General features: G+C 71.2%; 20 protein-coding genes. 13 read left to right on the top strand and 7 right to left on the bottom strand.

The features are described from left to right. The first annotated feature begins 1 nt into the window (after position 1). The 4 genes from GLX30_RS03890 to GLX30_RS03875 all read left to right on the top strand — a co-directional run bounded on the left by GLX30_RS03890 (position 2) and on the right by GLX30_RS03875 (position 3,745). Positions 2–271, top strand: coding sequence for a hypothetical protein (locus GLX30_RS03890; protein WP_159683528.1), 270 nt, complete (start codon positions 2–4; stop codon positions 269–271). Positions 272–397: 126 nt separating this feature from the next. Further along, positions 398–778, top strand: coding sequence for a hypothetical protein (locus GLX30_RS03885; protein WP_159683525.1), 381 nt, complete (start codon positions 398–400; stop codon positions 776–778). Positions 779–800: 22 nt separating this feature from the next. After that, positions 801–2,534 (top strand): cation acetate symporter, encoded by a 1,734-nt coding sequence (locus GLX30_RS03880; protein WP_159683522.1) that lies wholly within the window; start codon positions 801–803, stop codon positions 2,532–2,534. Next, positions 2,531–3,745 carry a histidine kinase gene (locus GLX30_RS03875; RefSeq protein WP_159683519.1) on the top strand — a complete coding sequence of 405 codons (1,215 nt, stop codon included), beginning with the start codon at positions 2,531–2,533 and terminating at the stop codon, positions 3,743–3,745. The genes GLX30_RS03880 and GLX30_RS03875 overlap by 4 nt, the downstream gene beginning before the upstream one ends. A 12-nt stretch (positions 3,746–3,757) precedes the next feature. Here the strand turns inward: GLX30_RS03875 and GLX30_RS03870 are convergent, their stop codons facing one another. Both GLX30_RS03870 and GLX30_RS03865 read right to left on the bottom strand, forming a co-directional pair. Then, positions 3,758–4,273: a hypothetical protein gene (locus tag GLX30_RS03870; protein ID WP_159683516.1), complete on the bottom strand. Its 516-nt coding sequence runs from the start codon at positions 4,271–4,273 to the stop codon at positions 3,758–3,760. Between the two features lie 84 nt (positions 4,274–4,357). Beyond that, positions 4,358–4,975 carry a sigma-70 family RNA polymerase sigma factor gene (locus tag GLX30_RS03865; RefSeq protein WP_159683513.1) on the bottom strand — a complete coding sequence of 206 codons (618 nt, stop codon included), beginning with the start codon at positions 4,973–4,975 and terminating at the stop codon, positions 4,358–4,360. A gap of 277 nt (positions 4,976–5,252) precedes the next feature. Between GLX30_RS03865 and GLX30_RS03860 the strand changes: the two genes are divergently transcribed. Further along, positions 5,253–6,458, top strand: a complete 1,206-nt coding sequence (locus GLX30_RS03860; RefSeq protein WP_159683510.1) for a CapA family protein — start codon at positions 5,253–5,255, stop codon at positions 6,456–6,458. Positions 6,459–6,484: 26 nt separating this feature from the next. On the opposite strand, the gene GLX30_RS03855 is transcribed toward GLX30_RS03860, so the two are convergent. Next, entirely contained in the window at positions 6,485–6,946 is a 462-nt protein-coding gene (locus GLX30_RS03855; RefSeq protein ID WP_159683507.1) for a universal stress protein, read from the bottom strand. 151 nt (positions 6,947–7,097) lie between these two features. Here GLX30_RS03855 and GLX30_RS03850 point away from each other — a divergent pair, with 151 nt between their 5' ends. Continuing rightward, positions 7,098–7,937, top strand: a complete 840-nt coding sequence (locus GLX30_RS03850) for a polysaccharide deacetylase family protein (protein WP_159683504.1) — start codon at positions 7,098–7,100, stop codon at positions 7,935–7,937. Between the two features lie 7 nt (positions 7,938–7,944). Here GLX30_RS03850 and GLX30_RS03845 read toward each other — a convergent pair whose 3' ends face one another. Next, the gene (locus tag GLX30_RS03845; protein WP_159683502.1) at positions 7,945–8,592 is read right to left on the bottom strand and encodes a class F sortase; all 648 of its coding nucleotides are present in this window, start codon (positions 8,590–8,592) and stop codon (positions 7,945–7,947) included. A gap of 550 nt (positions 8,593–9,142) precedes the next feature. On the opposite strand from GLX30_RS03845, the gene GLX30_RS03840 reads away from it, so the two are divergent. After that, a complete protein-coding gene (locus tag GLX30_RS03840) occupies positions 9,143–9,610 on the top strand; it encodes a hypothetical protein (RefSeq protein ID WP_159683499.1) in 468 nt (155 codons plus the stop codon). 47 nt (positions 9,611–9,657) lie between these two features. Then, positions 9,658–9,813 (top strand): hypothetical protein, encoded by a 156-nt coding sequence (locus GLX30_RS03835; protein WP_159683496.1) that lies wholly within the window; start codon positions 9,658–9,660, stop codon positions 9,811–9,813. 141 nt (positions 9,814–9,954) lie between these two features. Here the strand turns inward: GLX30_RS03835 and GLX30_RS03830 are convergent, their stop codons facing one another. Together GLX30_RS03830 and GLX30_RS03825 are read right to left on the bottom strand one after the other, a co-directional pair. Continuing rightward, a complete protein-coding gene (locus GLX30_RS03830; protein ID WP_159683494.1) occupies positions 9,955–10,476 on the bottom strand; it encodes a hypothetical protein in 522 nt (173 codons plus the stop codon). Between the two features lie 170 nt (positions 10,477–10,646). After that, positions 10,647–11,177, bottom strand: a complete 531-nt coding sequence (locus GLX30_RS03825; RefSeq protein WP_159683491.1) for a helix-turn-helix domain-containing protein — start codon at positions 11,175–11,177, stop codon at positions 10,647–10,649. Positions 11,178–11,233: 56 nt separating this feature from the next. Here GLX30_RS03825 and pip point away from each other — a divergent pair, with 56 nt between their 5' ends. The 4 genes from pip (at position 11,234) to GLX30_RS03805 (ending at position 16,611) form a co-directional block, all read left to right on the top strand. After that, complete coding sequence (gene pip, locus GLX30_RS03820) at positions 11,234–12,196, top strand: prolyl aminopeptidase (protein ID WP_159683489.1); 963 nt, start codon at positions 11,234–11,236, stop codon at positions 12,194–12,196. A gap of 216 nt (positions 12,197–12,412) precedes the next feature. After that, positions 12,413–13,381 (top strand): SCO0930 family lipoprotein, encoded by a 969-nt coding sequence (locus GLX30_RS03815; protein WP_159694853.1) that lies wholly within the window; start codon positions 12,413–12,415, stop codon positions 13,379–13,381. A 261-nt stretch (positions 13,382–13,642) separates the two neighbouring features. Beyond that, on the top strand, positions 13,643–14,452 hold the full coding sequence (locus GLX30_RS03810) for an SAM-dependent methyltransferase (RefSeq protein ID WP_159694852.1): 810 nt from the start codon (positions 13,643–13,645) through the stop codon (positions 14,450–14,452). After that, positions 14,449–16,611 (top strand): EAL domain-containing protein, encoded by a 2,163-nt coding sequence (locus tag GLX30_RS03805; RefSeq protein WP_159683486.1) that lies wholly within the window; start codon positions 14,449–14,451, stop codon positions 16,609–16,611. Before GLX30_RS03810 ends, GLX30_RS03805 begins: the two co-directional genes overlap by 4 nt. On the opposite strand, the gene GLX30_RS03800 is transcribed toward GLX30_RS03805, so the two are convergent. Beyond that, positions 16,581–17,501, bottom strand: coding sequence for a LysR substrate-binding domain-containing protein (locus GLX30_RS03800; protein ID WP_159683484.1), 921 nt, complete (start codon positions 17,499–17,501; stop codon positions 16,581–16,583). The genes GLX30_RS03805 and GLX30_RS03800 overlap by 31 nt on opposite strands. 83 nt (positions 17,502–17,584) lie before the next feature. Between GLX30_RS03800 and GLX30_RS03795 the strand changes: the two genes are divergently transcribed. Then, positions 17,585–18,310 carry a succinate dehydrogenase gene (locus GLX30_RS03795; protein WP_208545354.1) on the top strand — a complete coding sequence of 242 codons (726 nt, stop codon included), beginning with the start codon at positions 17,585–17,587 and terminating at the stop codon, positions 18,308–18,310.

Here is an 18,310-nt window from a genome sequence, read left to right as displayed (position 1 = left end):
GATGCGCGACATCGAAGCACTGCTGGACGAGCTCCGCAGGCTCCCGTCGAGCCGGCCGGCCGACGCCGGGGACCTCGAAGCGCTGCTCGCCACCGTCAGAAGCGCCGCCGGCCGTTGGGCGGACGTGCTCTACGACATCCGGGACGCGGCGCGGGGCATCGCCGGCCCGCGCGGGGAAGCGGCCCTCGAGGTCGCCTTCCGCAGGGCCGAGGAATCCTATGTGGAGCTGGAGATCGCGCTGAGCGACTGCGCCCGGAACACCGGCCGCTGACCAGGCGCGGTGCAGCCATGAGGCGTGTCCCAAGGGCGGCGCCGTTCCTCTCTACCGTCGGTGATCGTCCCTGCGTAGACTCCACCACCTCCCCGAGTTCGCCTAGAGACGCTGGAGCGGACGCCGATGTCTGCAGACCAAACGCCACGCCGTGAGGTGGTCACCGGTGTGCCGCGCGGCACCCGCCGCCCGCCCGGTCATGCCCCGGCCCGCTCCGAGATCAGCGAGCAGACCACCCTCGGCACCACCTATGTGCGGTCGCTGATGCGCAGCCAGCTGCGGGCCGCCCTCTACGCGCTCGGCACGCTCGCCGTGCTCGTCGGCACGCTGCCGCTGCTGTTCGCACTGCCCGCGGCCCTCGGTGGTTCCCCAGGGTCGCCGGAACCCTTCGTCTGGATCGCGCTCGGCGTGGCGGTCTACCCCGTCATGTGGCTGATCGCCCGCTGGTACGTGCGCCGGGCCGAGCGCAACGAACGCGACTTCACCCGGCTCGTCGAAGGCCGCTGACGGTGCCGGCGGGAGAAACCCCGTGAACCAGACCTACGCGGTGGCCGCCGTCACCGTCGTGGTGCTCGCCACCGTGCTCGTCGGCGCGCTCGGCCTGCGAATATCCCGCACCACCTCGGACTTCTACGTCGCCTCCCGCACCGTCAAGCCCGCTCTCAACGCGGCCGCCATCAGCGGCGAGTACCTCTCCGCCGCGTCGTTCCTCGGCATCGCGGGACTCGTGCTCCTCCAGGGCCCCGACATGCTCTGGTACCCGGTCGGCTACACGGCCGGCTATCTCGTTCTGCTGGTGCTCGTCGCCGCCCCGCTGCGCCGGTCCGGCGCGTACACGCTCTCCGACTTCGCGGAGGCGCGCCTGGAGTCCGCCCAGGTGCGCAGGCTCGCGAGCCTCTTCGTCGTCGGTATCGGCTGGCTCTATCTGCTGCCGCAACTCCAGGGCGCGGGCCTGACGCTGCAGATCCTCACGGGGGCACCGGACTGGGTCGGCAGCGTCGTCGTCGCGTTCGTCGTCACCGGGGCGGTGGCCGCCGGCGGCATGCGGAGCATCACCTTCGTGCAGGCCTTCCAGTACTGGCTGAAGCTCACGGCGCTGCTGGTGCCCGCGCTGTTCCTCGTGGCCGCCTGGGTCGGCGACGACGCCCCCAGGGCCCGGTTCGACGCGCCCGCCGTCTTCCAGAAGCACACCGCCGTCCGCGTCGACGACACCGTCCGCGTCGACTTCGACGGGCCGCTGACGCTCACCGTCTCCGGCACGGTCGACGGCGTACGGCACGACGGCCGGCCGGTCGCGCTCGATGACGGGACCCACCGCATCGAGTCGGGCACGACCCTCGAGTTCCCTGAAGGCGCCGAGGTGCCCCGGCGGACCACCGAGGGCTCCGACCCGCTGAGCTGGTCGCAGCCGCTGTCCGGCGGCCGGGACGGCTACCAGCTGTACGCCACCTACGGCCTGATCCTCGCCACGTTCCTCGGCACCATGGGCCTGCCGCACGTCGCCGTCCGCTTCTACACCAGCCCCAACGGACGTGCCGCCCGCCGCACCACCCTCGTCGTGCTCGGGCTGATCGGCGCCTTCTACCTGCTCCCGCCGGTCTACGGCGCGCTCGGCCGCGTCTACGCGCCCGAACTGGCACTCACCGGAGCCGCGGACGCCGCCGTGCTGGTGCTGCCGGAACGGATCATCGGCGGGCTCGCCGGCGAACTGCTCGGGGCGCTGCTCGCCGGAGGCGCGTTCGCCGCGTTCCTGTCCACCGCCTCCGGCCTGACCATGTCGGTGGCCGGTGTGATCACCCAGGACGTACTGCCTTCGCGGGGAGTAGGGCACTTCCGGCTCGCGACGGTGGTCGCGATGGCCGCGCCGCTGGCGCTGAGCATGGTGGCGACCAATGTGCCCGTCGCCGACGCGGTCGGACTCGCGTTCGCCGTCTCCGCCTCCTCGTTCTGCCCGCTGCTGATCCTCGGCATCTGGTGGCGCCGGCTCACCCCGCCGGGAGCGGCAGCGGGTCTCGTCGTCGGAGGAGGCGCCGCGCTGACCGCGGTCATGGCCACGCGCACCGGGCTGGCCCCGGAGGGCTGGGCGCACACCCTGATGGCCTGGCCCGCGGTCTGGTCGGTGCCGCTGGGCTTCCTGACCATGGTCGGTGTCTCCCTGGTGACCCCGCGCCACATACCGGCCGGCGCCGCGGCCATCCTCGCCCGCCTGCATCTGCCGGAGGACCTCGTGGGCAGGCCGCAGCACGAAGGAGTACCGCGATGACCGGGACGGGGGTCGCCGCGCTGGCCGCGGCGGGGATCGTGCTGCTGGCCGTGGGCATGGTGCTCGGCAGGCTGACCGCCGGGCGCGGCGCACGAAGGGATCTCGATCTCGGGACGCCCGTGGAACGGGCCACCTTCCACACGCTGCACACCGCGTCCCTCGCCGCGCCGCCGCTCCGGGCGGGTCTGACGGAGGACACGGCACGCAAGGCGGCGCGGCGGCTGCGTCCGCTGCTCGGTACGGAGGCGCTGTGCCTCACCGACCGCGAGGCGGTGCTCGCCTGGGACGGGCCGGGTGCCGACCGGCACCGGCAGCAGGTGATGGACCTGGTCGCCGAGATGCTCGACTCCGGGCGCAGCCAGAGCGTCCACGCGGAGTGCGACGAGCTGGAGTGCCCGCTGCGCTGGGTCGTCATCGCGCCGCTGACCGGGGAGGAGGGCGTGCTCGGCGCGCTGGTCGCCTACGGCTCCCGGGAGTCGGCCGTACTGGTGCGGGCCGCCACCGAGGTGGCCCGCTGGGTCTCCGTACAGCTGGAACTCGCCGAGCTCGACCGGTCCCGCACCCGTCTGATCGAGGCGGAGATCCGTGCCCTGCGCGCGCAGATCTCGCCGCATTTCATCTTCAACTCGCTCGCCGCGATCGCGTCCTTCGTCCGTACCGATCCCGAGCGTGCCCGTGAGCTGCTGCTCGAGTTCGCCGACTTCACGCGCTACTCGTTCCGGCGGCACGGCGAGTTCACCCAGCTCGCCGACGAACTGCGCTCCATCGAGCAGTATCTGGCGCTCGCCGGGGCGCGGTTCGGCGACCGGCTCAAGGTCACGCTCCAGGTCGCTCCCGAGGTCCTGCCGGTCTCCCTGCCGTTCCTCTGTCTCCAGCCGCTGGTCGAGAACGCCGTCAAGCACGGTCTCGAGGACTCGAGGAACGAGTGCCGCATCATGATCGCGGCACAGGACGCGGGCGCGGAGGCGATGGTGACCATCGAGGACGACGGCGTCGGTATGGACCCGGAGGTGCTGCGCGGCATCCTCACGGGAGAGCGCTCCACCGCGTCCGGCATCGGCCTGAGCAACGTCGACGAGCGGCTGCGCCAGGTGTACGGGGACGCTTACGGCCTGGTCATCGAGACCGCCGTCGGCGCCGGCATGAAGATCACCGTCCGGATCCCGAAGTACCGTGCGGGGGTCCACTCCTCGGCAGGCCCGAGGCCATGACCGGAGGTGGGCTCACCACAGATGGACGGCCAGGTGTCCGAGAGGGAGACCCAGCTCCCAAGCAGGCAGCCACACCTGGGCCGCCTCGTCCGGGAGTGCGTCGGGGAGACCGGAGGCATGCCACGGCTCGAGGCCGCCGAGGTCGGTGGCGAGCAGTTCGGTCTCGCACAACCGGCGCCAGGCGTCCGCGGCGAGCGCCAGGTCCGGGTCCTCGCCGCCGTGCCGGACGCGCTCGGCCCGCGCCCGGAGCCGTTCCCGTACCCACTGCGGCCAGGGGTACCCGTAGGACGTGACCGCCAGCCAATGGTCGATACGGGCCGCCGTGGACCCGTCGGAGAGCGGTTCCGTGCCGTCGCTCAGATGGATCGTGAGCGCGAGCGTCTGCCGCCCGGCCCGGAACTCGATCGAGTCCGCCTCCACCAAGGCGCCGGTGCGCAGCATCTCGTCGGCGGTGTACTCGGCGCAGAGCCACGCCATGGGGACCGCGAGCCCGCCTCCGCTGGTTCCGTTCGTGCTACCGGGCTGCACGCTGCCTCACCTTCTCCCGTACGACTGCGCCGGCGTCCGACCACGAGCCTCCACCGACTGACACGGCAGCGAGGGCCGGTTTGCTCAACTGGCGCGTGACGTTTCACATATGGCCGTCCGGCTCCCGTGACCGGTGGGGGAGGCCGTCATCACCGAGGCGTCCGGGGCGGAAGTGGTGGTGCGCCTGCTGTACCCGGGCAGGCATCGGGCGAGCGCCCGGAGCGCGTAGTGCGAGCGTGACTTGACGGTGCCCGGCGGTATGCCGAGCGCCTGGGCGGCCTCGTTGACGCTCAGCCCGTGGAAGTAGATCTGGACGAGTACCGCGCGGTGTTCAGGGCTCAGCCCACCGACTGCGGCGCGTACGTCCAGAGCGGCCACCGCGCTCTCCGTGACGTCGGCCGGATCCGGCGTGGTGGCGAGCACGCCGTCGCCGATCTCCACGGGGCGTGCCATCCGGGAGCGCCGGGCGTCTATGGCGAGGCGGCGCCCCACGGTGAAGAGCCAGGGGCGCATGGACTCGTACGGGGCGTCGAAGGCCTCGGGGTGCTGCCATGCCCGTACGAGCGTCTCCTGCAGCAGGTCCTCGGCGCGCTGCTGGTCCCCGTAGGTCAGTCCCAGCAGGAAGCTCAGCAGTGCGGGGCCGTGCTCGCGCTGCAGCTCCGCCATTGCCTGTTCGTCGGTCGTCGCGGTCGCCGTCGCCATTGCCTTCACCCTTCTGCGCAGAGGTCCGCTGCCACGTGGCGTATACGAACGCATCCCGCCACGCGGCGACAGACGGCGTGCGGCGGTCTGTCGGCGAACGGTCGCACCGAGCGGCGAGTGGTGCGATGAACGGTCGATCGGGCCACCGGAGCCGGCGGAACGCGCAGGTCCGTTGAGGCGACCACGTCGGCTGTGTCGCTTGACTCGGCACTTCCTCCCCTGTGGATTCAATGAGTCGGATTTGCCGTTAATCACACAATTGGGAGGTCGGTCGACGATGACACGCGCGCGACCCGCACCACGGGCCACGGCGGCCCTCTGCGCCGTGCTGCTCGCGGGAGCCGCTGGGTGTGCCGGACAGCAGGACCCCGGCCCGTCGGCGTCACCCCGGAAAGGTCCGGCCCGCACCGGGCCCTCCTCGACGGCCGGCGCCCACTCCGTCCCGCACGGCTTCACACTCGTGGCCACCGGGGACGTCCTCCCGCACGCCTCGATCATCCAGCAGGCCCAACTGGACGCCGGCGGCGTCGGCTACGACTTCCGCCCGATGCTCGCGGGAGTCGGCCCGGTCGTCTCCCGCGCCGACATCGCCCTCTGCCACATGGAGACCGTCTACGGCGAGAACGGGAACTACACCGGCTACCCCAGCTTCAAATCGCCACCGGAGATCGCCGCGGCGCTCGCCGGCGTCGGCTACGACTCGTGCTCCACGGCCTCCAACCACACCCTCGACGACGGCGTCGCCGGTGTGCGCCGCACCCTGGACGCGCTCGACCGCGCGGGCGTCAAGCACGCCGGCTCCGCGCGCACCCCGCAGGAGGCGGACGAACCGGCGTGGCTCACGGCCGGCGGGGCCAAGGTGGCCCAGCTGGCCTACACGTACGGGACCAACGCCGAACCGCTGCCCGAGGAGGAGTCCTGGACGGTCGACCTCATCGACGAGCAGCGCATCATCGACGACGCCCGCGCGGCGAGGGGCGCCGGAGCCGACGTCGTGGTCGTCAGCATGCACTGGGGCACCGAATGGCAGACCGACCCCGATCAGCAACAGCTCGATCTCGGCCGCTCCCTCACCGCCTCGACGACCGGCGGACGCCCCGACATCGACCTGATCCTCGGCACTCACGCGCACGTCCCCCAGGCGTACGAAAAGGTCAACGGCACCTGGATCGTCTACGGCATGGGCGACCAGATCGCCGGTGACATGATCAACAACGACGGGGCGCAGGACCCGCGCGGAAACCAGGGCACCATCGCCCGCTTCTCCTTCGCGCCGCCCGCCACCACCGGTGGGCGCTGGGAGATCGCGAAGGCCGAGTACATCCCGCAGTGGATGGACACCGGCGCCGGCCGTGTCGTCAACCTGCCCGAGGTGCTGCGCCGCGAGGGCCCGCGCGGCGACCGGCTCGAGGCCCAGGACGCCATCACCTCCGCCGTGCTCAGCCGCGGAGCCGCCCAGGACGGCCTCACCATGGGCCGCTGACGCGACGGGAGGGGCCGGGTGGTGGTTCAGGGGACGACGGTCACCGGCCACCGCCCGGCCTTCACCAGCCGGACCGCTACCGAGCCGATGAACCGGTGGCCGGCCGACTCGGAGGCACCCACCACCACCGCGTCGGCCTTGAGCTCGTCCGCGGCCGTCACCAGGCCGGTGTACGGGTCCCCACGCAGGGTGTGGAACTCCCAGCGCACGTCCCAGATGCCCCGCACCCGCTCGGCGGCGGCCCGCACCTCCGCGACCAGCTCCTCCGCGATCTCCCCGGTCGTCTCCGCGACCGGCACGCCGAAGGCGGCGCCCGCCGGCATCACCGGCTGCACGTACACCACCGCGAGGAGCGCGCCCTGCCGCCGGGCGAGGCCGCTCGCGTACGCCGCCGCACGGAGCGAGGAGTCCGAGCCGTCGAGGCCCGCGACGATCACCTTCGGGCCGTCGGTGCCGCGCTCGAACCGGTGGGGCGGGTGCTCTGTCACACCTACGAGGTTATCGGCTCCGGCCGGCCGCCCGACGGGCCGTCCGGGACCGGCCGAAGCGGCCCTCTGCCTCTGCTCCCATCGGGTGCTTTCCCCGCTGGAACCGGTGTTGATCAGGCCGTGGCCGCATGCGCCGTGCGAGCAGTTGCCCATGAAGAAGGATCAGCCGCTTCCAGGTCGCCGCTCGATGTTCCGCATCGCCGCATGCCTCGGCGCCGCCGCCGTCGGCGGCCTGCTCGTCAGTGAACGGGCCGAGACACCGGGAGGCGCCCCGGGAGGCACCGGAGCGGCCGCGGGCCCGTCGGCCGCCGCCGCTCCGCCGAAGCCCACGTCCTACCGGTTGCGGCCCATGACGGCCTTCGCCCCGCCGGTCCTGCGGCGTGCGAAGCCACCCGTGCGCAAGCGGCCTTTCCTCGAGGTCCCGGACACGGGCCGCACCATGGTGCTCACCTTCGACGACGGCCCTGACCCCCGCTACACCCCGGACATCCTCGCCGTACTGCGCGAGTACGAGGTGCGGGCCATGTTCTTCGTCTGCGGCGAGATGGCGACCGACAACCGCGACCTGCTGCGCGAGATGGCGGCCGACGGCCATGCGGTCGGCAACCACACCTGGTCGCACCCACTGATCCCGATGCTGCCGCCGTCCAAGATCCGCGACCAGTTGGGCCGCACCAGCGAGGTGATCGAGAAGACGCTCGGCGAGGCGCCCCTTTGGTACCGCGCGCCCTACGGCGCCTGGAACACGCACTCGTTCGAGATCGGCGCCGATCTCGGCATGGAGCCGCTGGGCTGGACCGTCGACACACTCGACTGGATGCGGCCGGGTACCTCGACCATCGTCCGGCGGGTCCTGGGGGGCGCGGCGCCCGGCGTGATCGTCCTCTCGCACGACGCGGGCGGCAACCGGTCGCAGAGTGTGTCGGCGCTGCGCCGCTATCTGCCGGAGCTGCTCGAGGGCGGATACCGGATCACGGTGCCGCGCCGCTGACGCTCCCTCAGATGACCTTGACCATACGGGCGAAGACGACGACGTTGCCGTCGTAGCCGCCCGCCTTGGAGTAGCCGCCGCCGCAGGTGATCACCCGCAGTTCCGGCTGGCCGGTGTCCGCGTACACCCGCACCCCGGGAAAGTCGTTCTTCGAGAAGACCTCGACGCCGTACACCTCGAAGACGGCGACGCGGCCGTCGAAGCGCGGAACATCGATCAAGTGGCCCGTCTTGACGGACCCGAGGCCGTAGAAGACGGCGGGGCCGGCCTGGTTGTCGACGTGTCCCACGATGACGGCGGTGCCGCGCTGCCCGGGGGAGATGCCGTTCTGGTACCAGCCGGCGAGGTTGGGGTCGTTCGGTTCCGGAGCGGCAACCCAGCCGTCCTGGTCCAGTCCGACGTGCACGATCGGGGCGTCCACGTTGATCGAGGGGATACGCACCCGGGCCGCTGCGGCGTACGGCAGCGGCTCCAGCGGCACGGGCAGGAACACCTCGCCCGCCCGGTCCTGCGACGCGGCGGCCGCGGGCTGAGGCGGTCCGAGGCCCACGTCCACACCGTTCTTGACCATTGCGATGCCGGTGAGCATCACGAGAGCCAGTACGCCCCAGGGCGAGCGTCTCCTCGGTTCCCTGCCGTACCTGTCCTGGCCCATGGTTCTCCCTTCGCGCGCTTGTGGGCACGCTAAGCGGGGTGCCGCCCTCCGGCGAGGGGGGAAGCGCGAACGGGTGGCCGGTGCCACTGGTGATGACCCATCCGGGTATTCGGACCGCAAAAATTTCTGACGGTCTGTGACCTGCGGCTCCGTCAGGTCGAAGGGTTCGCGGTCGGCGTGTCGTCTCACCGGGGTGGACCAAGGCCGAAATGCGATGAAAGCACCATCCGGTGATCGTTCGTCATGGAAGACGTACTCGTCGAATATCCCGGAGCACGGCTTTGGGGCGTCTTTCCTTCTGGAGGTTCAACGATGCGTGCCTCACGCGCTCTCGCAGCGACGGTGACCGCCTTCGCGGCCGTCGGACTGTGCGCTCCCATGGCGGTCGCCGGTGGCGGCAACGGCCCGAGGAACGTACAGGTCAACCCGTCGTCCGTCTTCCCGGGCGGCATTCTGACCATCACCGTCGACGGTTGCCGGCGCGGTGGTGTGGTCAGCTCGAACGCCTTCCCGGACGCCCCGCTCTCCAGTGCCGGAAAGGACCAGGGTGATGACCGGGGTACCGGTGGTGACCGCGGCGACCGGGGTGATAGCGGTGACCGGGGTACCGGGGGTGACCGGGGTGATAGCGGTGATCGAGGTACTGGTGGTGACCGGGGGGCTGGTGGTAACGGCGGTGACCGGGGTACTGGTGGTGACCGGGGTGACGGCGGTGACCGTGGCACTGGCGGTGACCGGGGTACCGGCGGTGACCGGGGTGACGGCGGCGACCGTGGCACTGGCGGTGACCGGGGTGACGGCGGCGACCGTGGCACCGGCGGTGACCGGGGTGACGGCGGTGACCGCGGCACTGGCGGTGACCGGGGTACTGGTGGCAACGGTGGTGACCGCGGCACTGGTGGCAACGGTGGTGACCGCGGCACTGGCGGTGACCGCGGTACCGGAGGTGCCCGGGGCGGTGAGTCGGTCGCCACCGCGCGGGTCCGCAACAACGCGACACCCGGCAACTACAGCCTGACCGTCCGGTGCAACGACTCCAGGGAGACCGCCACGGCATCCTTCCGGGTGCTGCCCGCGCGCGGTGCGCAGGGCGGGCTCGGCGGGTCGATCGGCCCGACCGACGTCGAGATGGCGATCGGCGCGGGTCTGGTCGCCACGGCGGCCGTCGGCGGCAGTCTGTTCATCGTCCGCCGCCGTCGCTCGGCCGGCGGTCCGGCCTGACCGGTTGAACCTCCCGGTCCGGCCGCAACCGCCCGTCGCCCCGAGTCCTTCAGAAGGACTCGGGGCGACGGGCGGTCGGCGCCTGTTGCGGTCGGGCGAGCCCGGACGCCCAGGACGGACGGGGCCGGAGCGGTGCCGTCATCAGTGCTGGCGGTTCGTCGACCGCCTGCGCACGACGAGCACCGTCGCGGTGGCGGCTGCCGCGACGAGCACGCCGCCCGCCGCGATCTCCGCGGCGTTCATGCCGTCGAAGCTGCCGCCCACGCCGCCGCGCACACCCTGGGGCGGTGCGGTGGTGGCGGTCCTGGTGGAGCTGGCGGTGGGGCTCGCGGTCCCGCCGGCGATGGTGAGGTCGATGGTGCCGATCCGGCCGATGCAGTTGAACTGCACCGAATACACCGCGCCGGGCCTGGCGTCCCGGTCGACGGTCGCCGTTGCTGCGCCGTTGCTGGGGATGGTGACGGTGTCGAAGACACCGGAGGTGACGGTGGTGCTGCTGGGGCAGCCACCCGCGGTCAGGGTGACACGACCGCCCGCCGCGACGGTCGAGGGCGTGACATTGAAGTCGTACGGCGTGTTGTTGACGGCTGCGGCTGTGGGGGCCGTCAGGGCGAGTGCGGCCGCTCCGAGCAGAGCGGCGGATGCGGCACGTATCGCGCGCATGGTGGTCCTCCGGTCCCGAGGAGCAGTCGCGGAACGATTTCCGCGTGGGTCGGAAAATGCACCTCGATCACCGAAACGCTAAGAGCGGTGTGTGTCCTCCGCGATCGCTGTAGGGCAAACGGGTCATTTCTGGTTGATCCCGAAGCGACTCTCCGGCGCAGGTGCAGCGCTCAGGTGCGGTTGCCGCGCTCCGGGTGCGTCAGGAGGCCGGGTGCGACGTCCGCGATGCGCTCGCGCATGGGACGCCGGTGCAGCGCGTCGAGCGCCTCGCCGATCAGCCGGCTCAGCGGGTACGGGAGCTCCGCCTCGAAAGCGGCGGCGGCCGCCGCGGTGGCCTGCCACTCGGCGTCGAGTGTGGGCATCAGGGACTCCGCTTCGGCGGTGAGCGTCGCGATGCGCCGGCGCCCGTCACTGCCGGGGCCGACGGTGGCGAGGCCCTCTTTGACGAGCTGGGCGACCGTCTGGCTCGCCGCCGAGTGCGTCACGCCGGTCGCCCGGGCCAGGTCCTGGATCGAGCTCGGGCCGTGGGCGGACAGGGCACGCAGGACAGGGGCATACCGGGGTCGCAGGCCCGCCAGGCCCACGTCCTCGTAGACCGCTGCGACGTCGGAGTCGAGGAGGTTCAGAAGGAGGCGCAGACGGGTGCCGAGGAGCTCGGGGCCGGGGGAGGGGGCGGCGGTGTCTTGGTGGGGCGAGGCCATGAAGCTAATGTAACAGCGCTGTTGTAATTGCTGGTGAGCCGGGAGGGTGTCGGGCCATGGCAGAGCTGTATCCGCCGATCGAGCCGTACGAGCAGGGGATGCTCGACGTGGGGGACGGGAACCGCGTCCACTGGGAGGTGTGCGGCAATCCGCGGGGAAAGCCCGCGCTCGTCGTGCACGGGGGGCCGGGCTCCGGCTGTCACCCCCGCATGCGCCGGTACTTCGATCCAGAGGCCTACCGGGTCGTCCTCTTCGACCAGCGCGGCTGCGGGCGCAGCACCCCGCACGCGGCGGACCCGGCCGCCGACATGCGGCACAACACCACCGGCCATCTGCTCGCCGACATGGAGTTGTTGCGTGAGCACCTCGGCATCGAGCGGTGGCTGCTGTACGGCGGGTCATGGGGGTCCACGCTGCTTCTCGCCTACGCCGAGCGACACCCGGAGCGGGTGTCCGAGATCGTCGTCAACGGCGTCACGACCACCCGCCGCCGCGAGATCGACTGGCTGTACCGAGGCGTCGGCCGGTTCTTCCCGGAGCAGTGGCACCGCTTCCGGCTCGGCGTGCCGGAGGCCGACCGTGCCGGTGACCTCGTGGTCGCGTACGCCAGGCTCATGGAGAGCGAGGACCGGGCGGTGCGGGAGAAGGCGGCCGTCGACTGGTGCCGCTGGGAGGACGCCGTGGTGTCGCTCGAGCCGAACGGCGGGCCCGACCCGTACGGCGGCCGGCCCTCGGACGCGCGGATCGCGCTGGTACGGATCGCCGCTCATTACTTCGCGCACGGCGCATGGCTCGAGGAAGGAGTGCTGTTGCGTGAGGCCGGCCGACTGAAAGGAATTCGCGGGGCACTCTTCCACGGCCGTCTGGATCTCAGCACGCCGCTCGAGACGCCCTGGGAACTCAGCCGCGTCTGGACCGACGCCGAACTGGTGGTCGTGGACGACTCAGGACACCAGGGAAGTGCCACGATGCGGGACCGTGTGTTCGGCGCTCTGGAGCGATTCCGGTACACCCAGTGACTGATGGGCCCCAAGGGGCAGTTGAGATCCGGCCAATTCCGTGCCGGCACCACATGGGGTGAATTCACCTGTTGGAAGCGGGATTTCAACCATTCGTGGTTGCGACTCACAAGATTTTTTCGAAGACGTTGAACAGACGCTGCCCTCCCGTCCGTACCTAGGGCCATGAACGGCGCTCCGGGCGCCGGAACCGGATGGATGAACACGGGAGTGGACATGAACACCTGGCGGAACGCCTCGCTCGCGGTGACTGCGACGGCCGTACTCGCGCTGACGACGGCGTGCGGTCAGGAGACGGGCACCGAGACCCCCAACGGTCAAGCAGTCGGCGCGGCCAACCCCGCGCAGCCCGGGAACGGTTACGGCTCCGACGCCGGTTACGGCGCCGAAACCGGCGGCGAGGCGGCCGCCGCCAAGCCGGCGGGTCAGCTCGCGGTCTGGGAGAGCAAGGAGCTCGGCAAGGTCCTCGCCGACAGCGCGGGGCTCACCCTCTACCGGTTCGACAAGGACACCGCGGAACCGCCGAAGTCGAATTGCGAAGGCGACTGCGCGAAGACCTGGCCGGTCGTTGCCGCCGGCGGCGCCTCCGCGGCCCCCGGCGTCGACCCCTCCCTGATCGGCGAGCTCACCAGGGCGGACGGCACCAAGCAGCTCACCATCGGCGGCTGGCCGATGTACCGCTATGCCAAGGACACCAAGGCCGGCGACGTCAAGGGCCAGGGTGTGGGCGGCACGTGGTACGCGTCCGCCCCCGACGGCAAGAAGGCCGCACCCGGTGCCGCCGGGGAAGCGGGCGGCGACGAGGGCACGGAGCCCGCCGACCTCGCGGGGCTTTCCGTCCGCAAGGACCCCAAGCTCGGTGAGATCGTGGTCGACAAGAACGGAATGACCGTCTACCGCTTCATGAAGGACTCGGCCTGGCCGATGAAGACCGCCTGCACCGGCGACTGCCTGAAGAAGTGGCCGGTCGTGGAGCCCGTCGAGAAGAACGACACCGTCGGAATCCTGAAGAAGGGCTTCGTCACCTTCGACCGGCCCGACGGGATCGAGCAGCAGACCATCGACTGCTGGCCGATCTACACCTTCGCCGGCGACTCCAAGCCGGGCGACACCAACGGCCAGGGCGTCGGAGGCACCTGGTACGCCGTCTCGCCGGAGGGCAAGCCGGTCGGAGCGCCCAAGTAGTCCCCACGCCGCGCCTCCGGCCAGCGTCGACCCGTCTCACGCCCCTCCGCGTGACGGCGGGTCCGACGCATGTGCGGGGGTGTTTGCCGGAGGCATGTGACCACGTCGCGTTCCGGTGGCGCATGTCGAACAGGTGTGACCAAGAACGGACCGCTAATTTCCGTTTGGGCTCGCCCTCTTGGCGGGCGATCAGTAGCCTCGGCTCGAACACTGGCCATGGACATGGCCGAACTCCCCCGTGGCGACTTGTTGGAGACATCGATGGAGCGTCCCGCCTGGGCCCCGCAAGGCATCGACATATCGGTGCCGAGCGTGTCCCGCATTTATGACTTCTACCTGGGCGGCTCCCACAATTTCGAGGTCGACAGGGCGGCCGCGCGCAGGGCCATGGAGTTCATGCCGGGACTCCCCAAGATCATGCAGGCGAACCGTGCCTTCATGCGCCGCGCCGTCAATTACGCGGTGGGCGAGGGCATCACGCAGTTCCTCGACATCGGCTCAGGCATTCCGACCTTCGGGAATGTCCATGAAGTCGCCCGCAGGGCCAGCCCCGAGGCGAGGGTGCTCTACGTGGACCACGACCCGGTCGCGGTCGCGCACAGCCGGGCCGTCCTCGACGGCGACACACAGGCGGACGTCGTCGCCGCCGACCTGCGCAAGCCACGGGAGATCCTGGACAGCCCCGAGGCGCAACTGCTGGACCTGGAAAAGCCCGTGGCGCTGCTCCTCGTCGCCGTACTGCACTTCCTCACGGACGAGGACGAGCCGTGGGAGGCCGTGGCCGAGCTGCGGGACGCGCTGGCGCCCGGCAGCCTGCTGGTGATCACCCACGCCTCCTTCGAGGGCATTCCCCTCCCGGCGGAGCAGGCCGGTGGCACGGTCGGTGTGTACCGGGACATCCGCAACCCGCTCGTGATGCGGTCGCGCGAGGAGGTCGGCCGGTTCTTCGACGGGTACACGATGGTCGAACCGGGACTGGTCTCCATGCCGGACTGGCGGCCCGACGGGCCCGTCGACCAGGAGGATCCGTACGCCTTCTCCGGCTTCGCCGGGGTGGGGCGCAAAGCGTGAGGCAAACGTCACGGGCGGCCGGGTCCGAGGGGGACACGGACGTGCTGGAGGACCGGCTCAGGCGGTTCGCGACCATCTGGAGCCGTGCCATCTTCCCCGCTACGGCAACGTCGCTCACCCGGCCCGAGTTCGAGCAGCACCTGCTGCCACTCGCACGGGAGTTGAACAGCGCGCTCCATGCCCGCCCCTTCACCGCACAGCCCGCGCAGCAGGTGGGGGCCGCACTGGTCGGCGCACACTGCACCGACCCGGACGCCCTCGGCCGCACCCTCGGCGTCGTCGACGCCTACCTGGTGCTCTACTGCGGCGACCCCGAGCAGACCGCGGAGGAGAACCGCGCCCGCTGCGCCCGCCTCCAGCACGCCCTCGCCACCGGCTTCGCCCAGGCGCTGCGGGAACGGACGCTGGCCGAGCAGGAGTCCATCGCGCGCTCGTCGCTGCTGGCGCGCAGCGAGGCGCTGCAGGCCATGCACGCCACCGAGGCGCGCTTCCGCGCGGTCTTCGAGGGCGCCGCGATCGGCATCGGGATCGCCGACCTCGAGGGCAACGTGCTCGAGGTCAACGACACGCTGACCCAGATGTTCGGCGGTCTGGAGAACCACGTCCGCGGGCGCAAGGTCACCGACTGGGCGCACCCGGAGGACCGGCCGCAGGTCTGGCAGCTGTACCACGAGCTGGTGACCGGGGAACGCGAGCACTACCGGGTCGAGAAGCCGTTCTACCGCAACGACGGCACCGTCCTGTGGACCAATCTGACCGTCTCCCTGCTGCGCGACGCCGACGGGGAGCCGCAGTACCAGCTGGCGCTGTTCGAGGACACCACGGAGCGCCGGCTGCTCAATCTGCGACTGCGGTACGAGGCCACCCATGACGCCCTGACCGGTCTGCCCAACCGGACCCTGTTCTTCGAGCGTCTCGAGAAGGCCGTCGGCGCGGCGGCCGGCACCCGCTTCGGGCTGTGCTACCTCGATCTCGACGGCTTCAAGACCATCAACGACAGCCTCGGCCACGCCACCGGCGACCGGCTGCTGGTGGAGGTCGCCGACCGGCTGCAGAGCTGCGCCACCGCGCCGGGCGAGATGGTCGCGCGGCTCGGCGGCGACGAGTTCGTCGCGCTGACGACCGGGCCCGACACCCAGAACGCCGTGGACGAGCTGGCCACCCGCATCCTGGGCGCCCTGGCCACTCCGATCCGTGTCGACGGGCGCGAGTTCACTGTCCGCGGCAGCATCGGCATCGTGGAGGGCCCGGCCGGGGAGCGCACCAGCGCGGAGGTGCTGCGCAGCGCCGACATCACCATGTACCGCGCCAAGTCCGCGGGCGGCAACCGCTTCGAGATCGCGGACCCGGAGGCGGACGCCCGCGCGATCACCCGGCACGGGCTGACCAACGCATTGCCCGCCGCCCTGGAACGCGGTGAGTTCTTCATCGAGTACCAGCCCTTGGTGCACCTCGGGGACGGCAGCGTGCACGGTGCCGAGGCGCTGGTGCGCTGGTGCCATCCGCAGCACGGGGTGCTCGGTCCCGACCGGTTCATACCGCTCGCGGAACGCACGGGACTGATCGTGCCGCTCGGCCGCTGGGTGCTCCAGGAGGCCGCACGCCAGGCCAGGTTCTGGAGCAAGCGGCACACCGACGGCGGCCCGCTGCGGATCAACGTCAACCTCTCGCCCGCCCAGCTCCAGCATCCCGGGCTGGTGGCGGACACCGTCGACGTGCTCGAGCGCTCAGGTCTGGAGCCGGGCGCACTCTGTCTGGAGGTCACCGAGTCGGCCCTGATCGGCGCCGACGAGGACCGGCTCAAGCCGCTGCGGCAGTTGGCGGAGATGGGCGTCGACATCGCGCTCGACGACTTCGGTACCGGGTACTCCAACCTTGCCAACCTGCGCCGGCTGCCGGTGAGCGTTCTGAAGCTGGATCGTTCCTTCACCCAGGGCATGCAACGTCATCCCGCCGACCCCGTCGACCTGAAGATCGTCGAGGGCATCGTGTCCCTCGCGCACAGCCTGGAGCTGGCCGTCACCGTGGAAGGGGTGGAGACCGGCGCCCAGGCCGAGCAGCTGAGGGAACTCGGCTGCGACACCGCGCAGGGCTGGTACTACGCGCGGCCGGGCGCACCCGACCGGATTCACACGCTGGTGATGGCCGACGCCGTCTGACCTCCCGCGGCGGCCATCGAGTCCAGCAGCACACGCTGCAGCTCGCGGGCCGCCCGGGGCGGCGCCACATCGCTGCGATGGGCCAGCGCGACGGTTCGGCGCAGGCCCGGACCGGCGAGCGGGGTCACCCGCAGGTCGCCGCCGGCCCGCTCGGCGACCGTGCGGGGCACGACGGCGACGCCGAGCCCGGCCCGTACGAAGCCCAGCACCGCGTCCATCTCGCCGCCCTCCACCGTGAACGTCGGCTCGAAGCCCTCCGCCCGGCAGGCGGCGACGGTCAGCTCCCGCAGGTCGTAGCCGTGCCGGAACATCACCAGCGGCTCGCCGGCGAGGTCGGCGATCCGCACCGGACGGCGGGGCGCCCGGGCCTGCGGCGAGGACACCACGACCAGGTCCTCCTTGAGCAGCTCGACGGTGGTCAGCGCGGGGGAGGGCGACGGCAGGGGCAGCACGATCAGGGCGAGGTCGAGCGAGCCGCGGGCCAGCTCCCGCACCAGGTCGTGCGAGCCGGACTCCTCGATCAGCAGCTCGATACCCGGGTGCAGATCGTGGAACGTGCGCAGCACCTCGGGGAGCAGGCCCGTGCACAGGCTCGGCGTGGCCCCCAGCCGCACCCGTCCCCGCCGCAGCATGGCCAGCTCCTGGACCTCGCGGCGGGCCGTGTCGGCGTCGGCGAGGATGCGCCGTGCGAGGGGGAGCAGGGTCTCGCCCGCGTCCGTGAGGGCGATGTTGCCCCGGGCCCGGCCGAACAGGTCCGCGCCCAGCTCCTTCTCCAGTGCTCTGATCTGCTGGGAGAGCGACGGCTGCGAGACATGGACGCGCTCGGCGGCGCGGGTGAAGTGGCGGGTCTCCGCGACGGCGACGAAGTAGAGGAGCTGCTGCAACTGCATCCGACCACGATAGACCCTGCCTATGGACGTGAGCCGGATCATGTCTTGGACCTCTGGACCTCTCCGGCCTTAGCGTCGACGGCATGGCACTGGGAACGAGGACGGAAGACAAGCCGTCGAGGACGGACCGTCAACCGTCCGTCATGCGGCTGTTCTGGCGGTCCACCGTCGGCAAGAAGACGGTCATGGCCGTCAGCGGTCTGATCATGCTCGGCTACCTCGTCGCCCACATGATGGGCAACCTCAAGATCTTCTTCGGGGCGGACGAGTTCAACGCGTACGGGCACTGGCTGCGGACCATGGGCGAGCCGGTGCTGCACTACTCATGGGCCCTGTGGCTCGTGCGGGTGGTGCTGCTCCTCGCCGTCGTCGGTCACGGCGTCGCCGCCTACCAGCTCAGCCGCCGCGACATCGCGGCACGCCCGGACAAGTACGTGCACCGGAAGCGGCGCGCGAGCTACGCGACGCGCACCATGCGCTGGGGCGGGATCATCCTGGCGCTGTTCATCGTCTGGCACCTGCTGGACCTGACCACCCTCACCGTCAACGAGAACGCCCGGCCGGGCCACCCGTACGAGAACGTCGTCGCCACGTTCTCCACCTGGTACGGCAACGTCGTCTACATCGTCGCGATGCTCGCCGTCGGACTGCACGTCCGGCACGGCTTCTGGAGCGCCGCGCAGACCCTCGGTATGGGCAACGCCACCCGCGACCGCATCCTCAAGACCGCCGCCGACGGGCTGGCCCTGCTGCTCACGGCCGGCTTCCTCTCCGTACCCGTCGCCGTCATGACCGGAGTCGTGAGCTGA

The sequence above is a fragment of the Streptomyces sp. Tu 2975 genome (assembly GCF_009832925.1).
Taxonomy (GTDB): Bacteria; Actinomycetota; Actinomycetes; order Streptomycetales; family Streptomycetaceae; genus Streptomyces.
This window is presented reverse-complemented; position numbering and strand designations above follow the sequence as displayed.

What these genes read in the sequence shown, in the direction of transcription:
- GLX30_RS03890 (WP_159683528.1), top strand. Translation starts at nt 2, where the DNA reads ATGCGCGACATCGAAGCACTGCTGGACGAGCTCCGCAGGCTCCCGTCG.
- GLX30_RS03885 (WP_159683525.1), top strand. Translation starts at nt 398, where the DNA reads ATGTCTGCAGACCAAACGCCACGCCGTGAGGTGGTCACCGGTGTGCCG.
- GLX30_RS03875 (WP_159683519.1), top strand. Translation starts at nt 2,531, where the DNA reads ATGACCGGGACGGGGGTCGCCGCGCTGGCCGCGGCGGGGATCGTGCTG.
- GLX30_RS03865 (WP_159683513.1), bottom strand. Translation starts at nt 4,975, where the DNA reads ATGGCGACGGCGACCGCGACGACCGACGAACAGGCAATGGCGGAGCTG.
- GLX30_RS03860 (WP_159683510.1), top strand. Translation starts at nt 5,253, where the DNA reads ATGACACGCGCGCGACCCGCACCACGGGCCACGGCGGCCCTCTGCGCC.
- GLX30_RS03850 (WP_159683504.1), top strand. Translation starts at nt 7,098, where the DNA reads ATGAAGAAGGATCAGCCGCTTCCAGGTCGCCGCTCGATGTTCCGCATC.
- GLX30_RS03845 (WP_159683502.1), bottom strand. Translation starts at nt 8,592, where the DNA reads ATGGGCCAGGACAGGTACGGCAGGGAACCGAGGAGACGCTCGCCCTGG.
- GLX30_RS03840 (WP_159683499.1), top strand. Translation starts at nt 9,143, where the DNA reads ATGACCGGGGTACCGGTGGTGACCGCGGCGACCGGGGTGATAGCGGTG.
- GLX30_RS03830 (WP_159683494.1), bottom strand. Translation starts at nt 10,476, where the DNA reads ATGCGCGCGATACGTGCCGCATCCGCCGCTCTGCTCGGAGCGGCCGCA.
- GLX30_RS03825 (WP_159683491.1), bottom strand. Translation starts at nt 11,177, where the DNA reads ATGGCCTCGCCCCACCAAGACACCGCCGCCCCCTCCCCCGGCCCCGAG.
- pip (WP_159683489.1), top strand. Translation starts at nt 11,234, where the DNA reads ATGGCAGAGCTGTATCCGCCGATCGAGCCGTACGAGCAGGGGATGCTC.
- GLX30_RS03815 (WP_159694853.1), top strand. Translation starts at nt 12,413, where the DNA reads ATGAACACCTGGCGGAACGCCTCGCTCGCGGTGACTGCGACGGCCGTA.
- GLX30_RS03810 (WP_159694852.1), top strand. Translation starts at nt 13,643, where the DNA reads ATGGAGCGTCCCGCCTGGGCCCCGCAAGGCATCGACATATCGGTGCCG.
- GLX30_RS03800 (WP_159683484.1), bottom strand. Translation starts at nt 17,501, where the DNA reads ATGCAGTTGCAGCAGCTCCTCTACTTCGTCGCCGTCGCGGAGACCCGC.
- GLX30_RS03795 (WP_208545354.1), top strand. Translation starts at nt 17,585, where the DNA reads ATGGCACTGGGAACGAGGACGGAAGACAAGCCGTCGAGGACGGACCGT.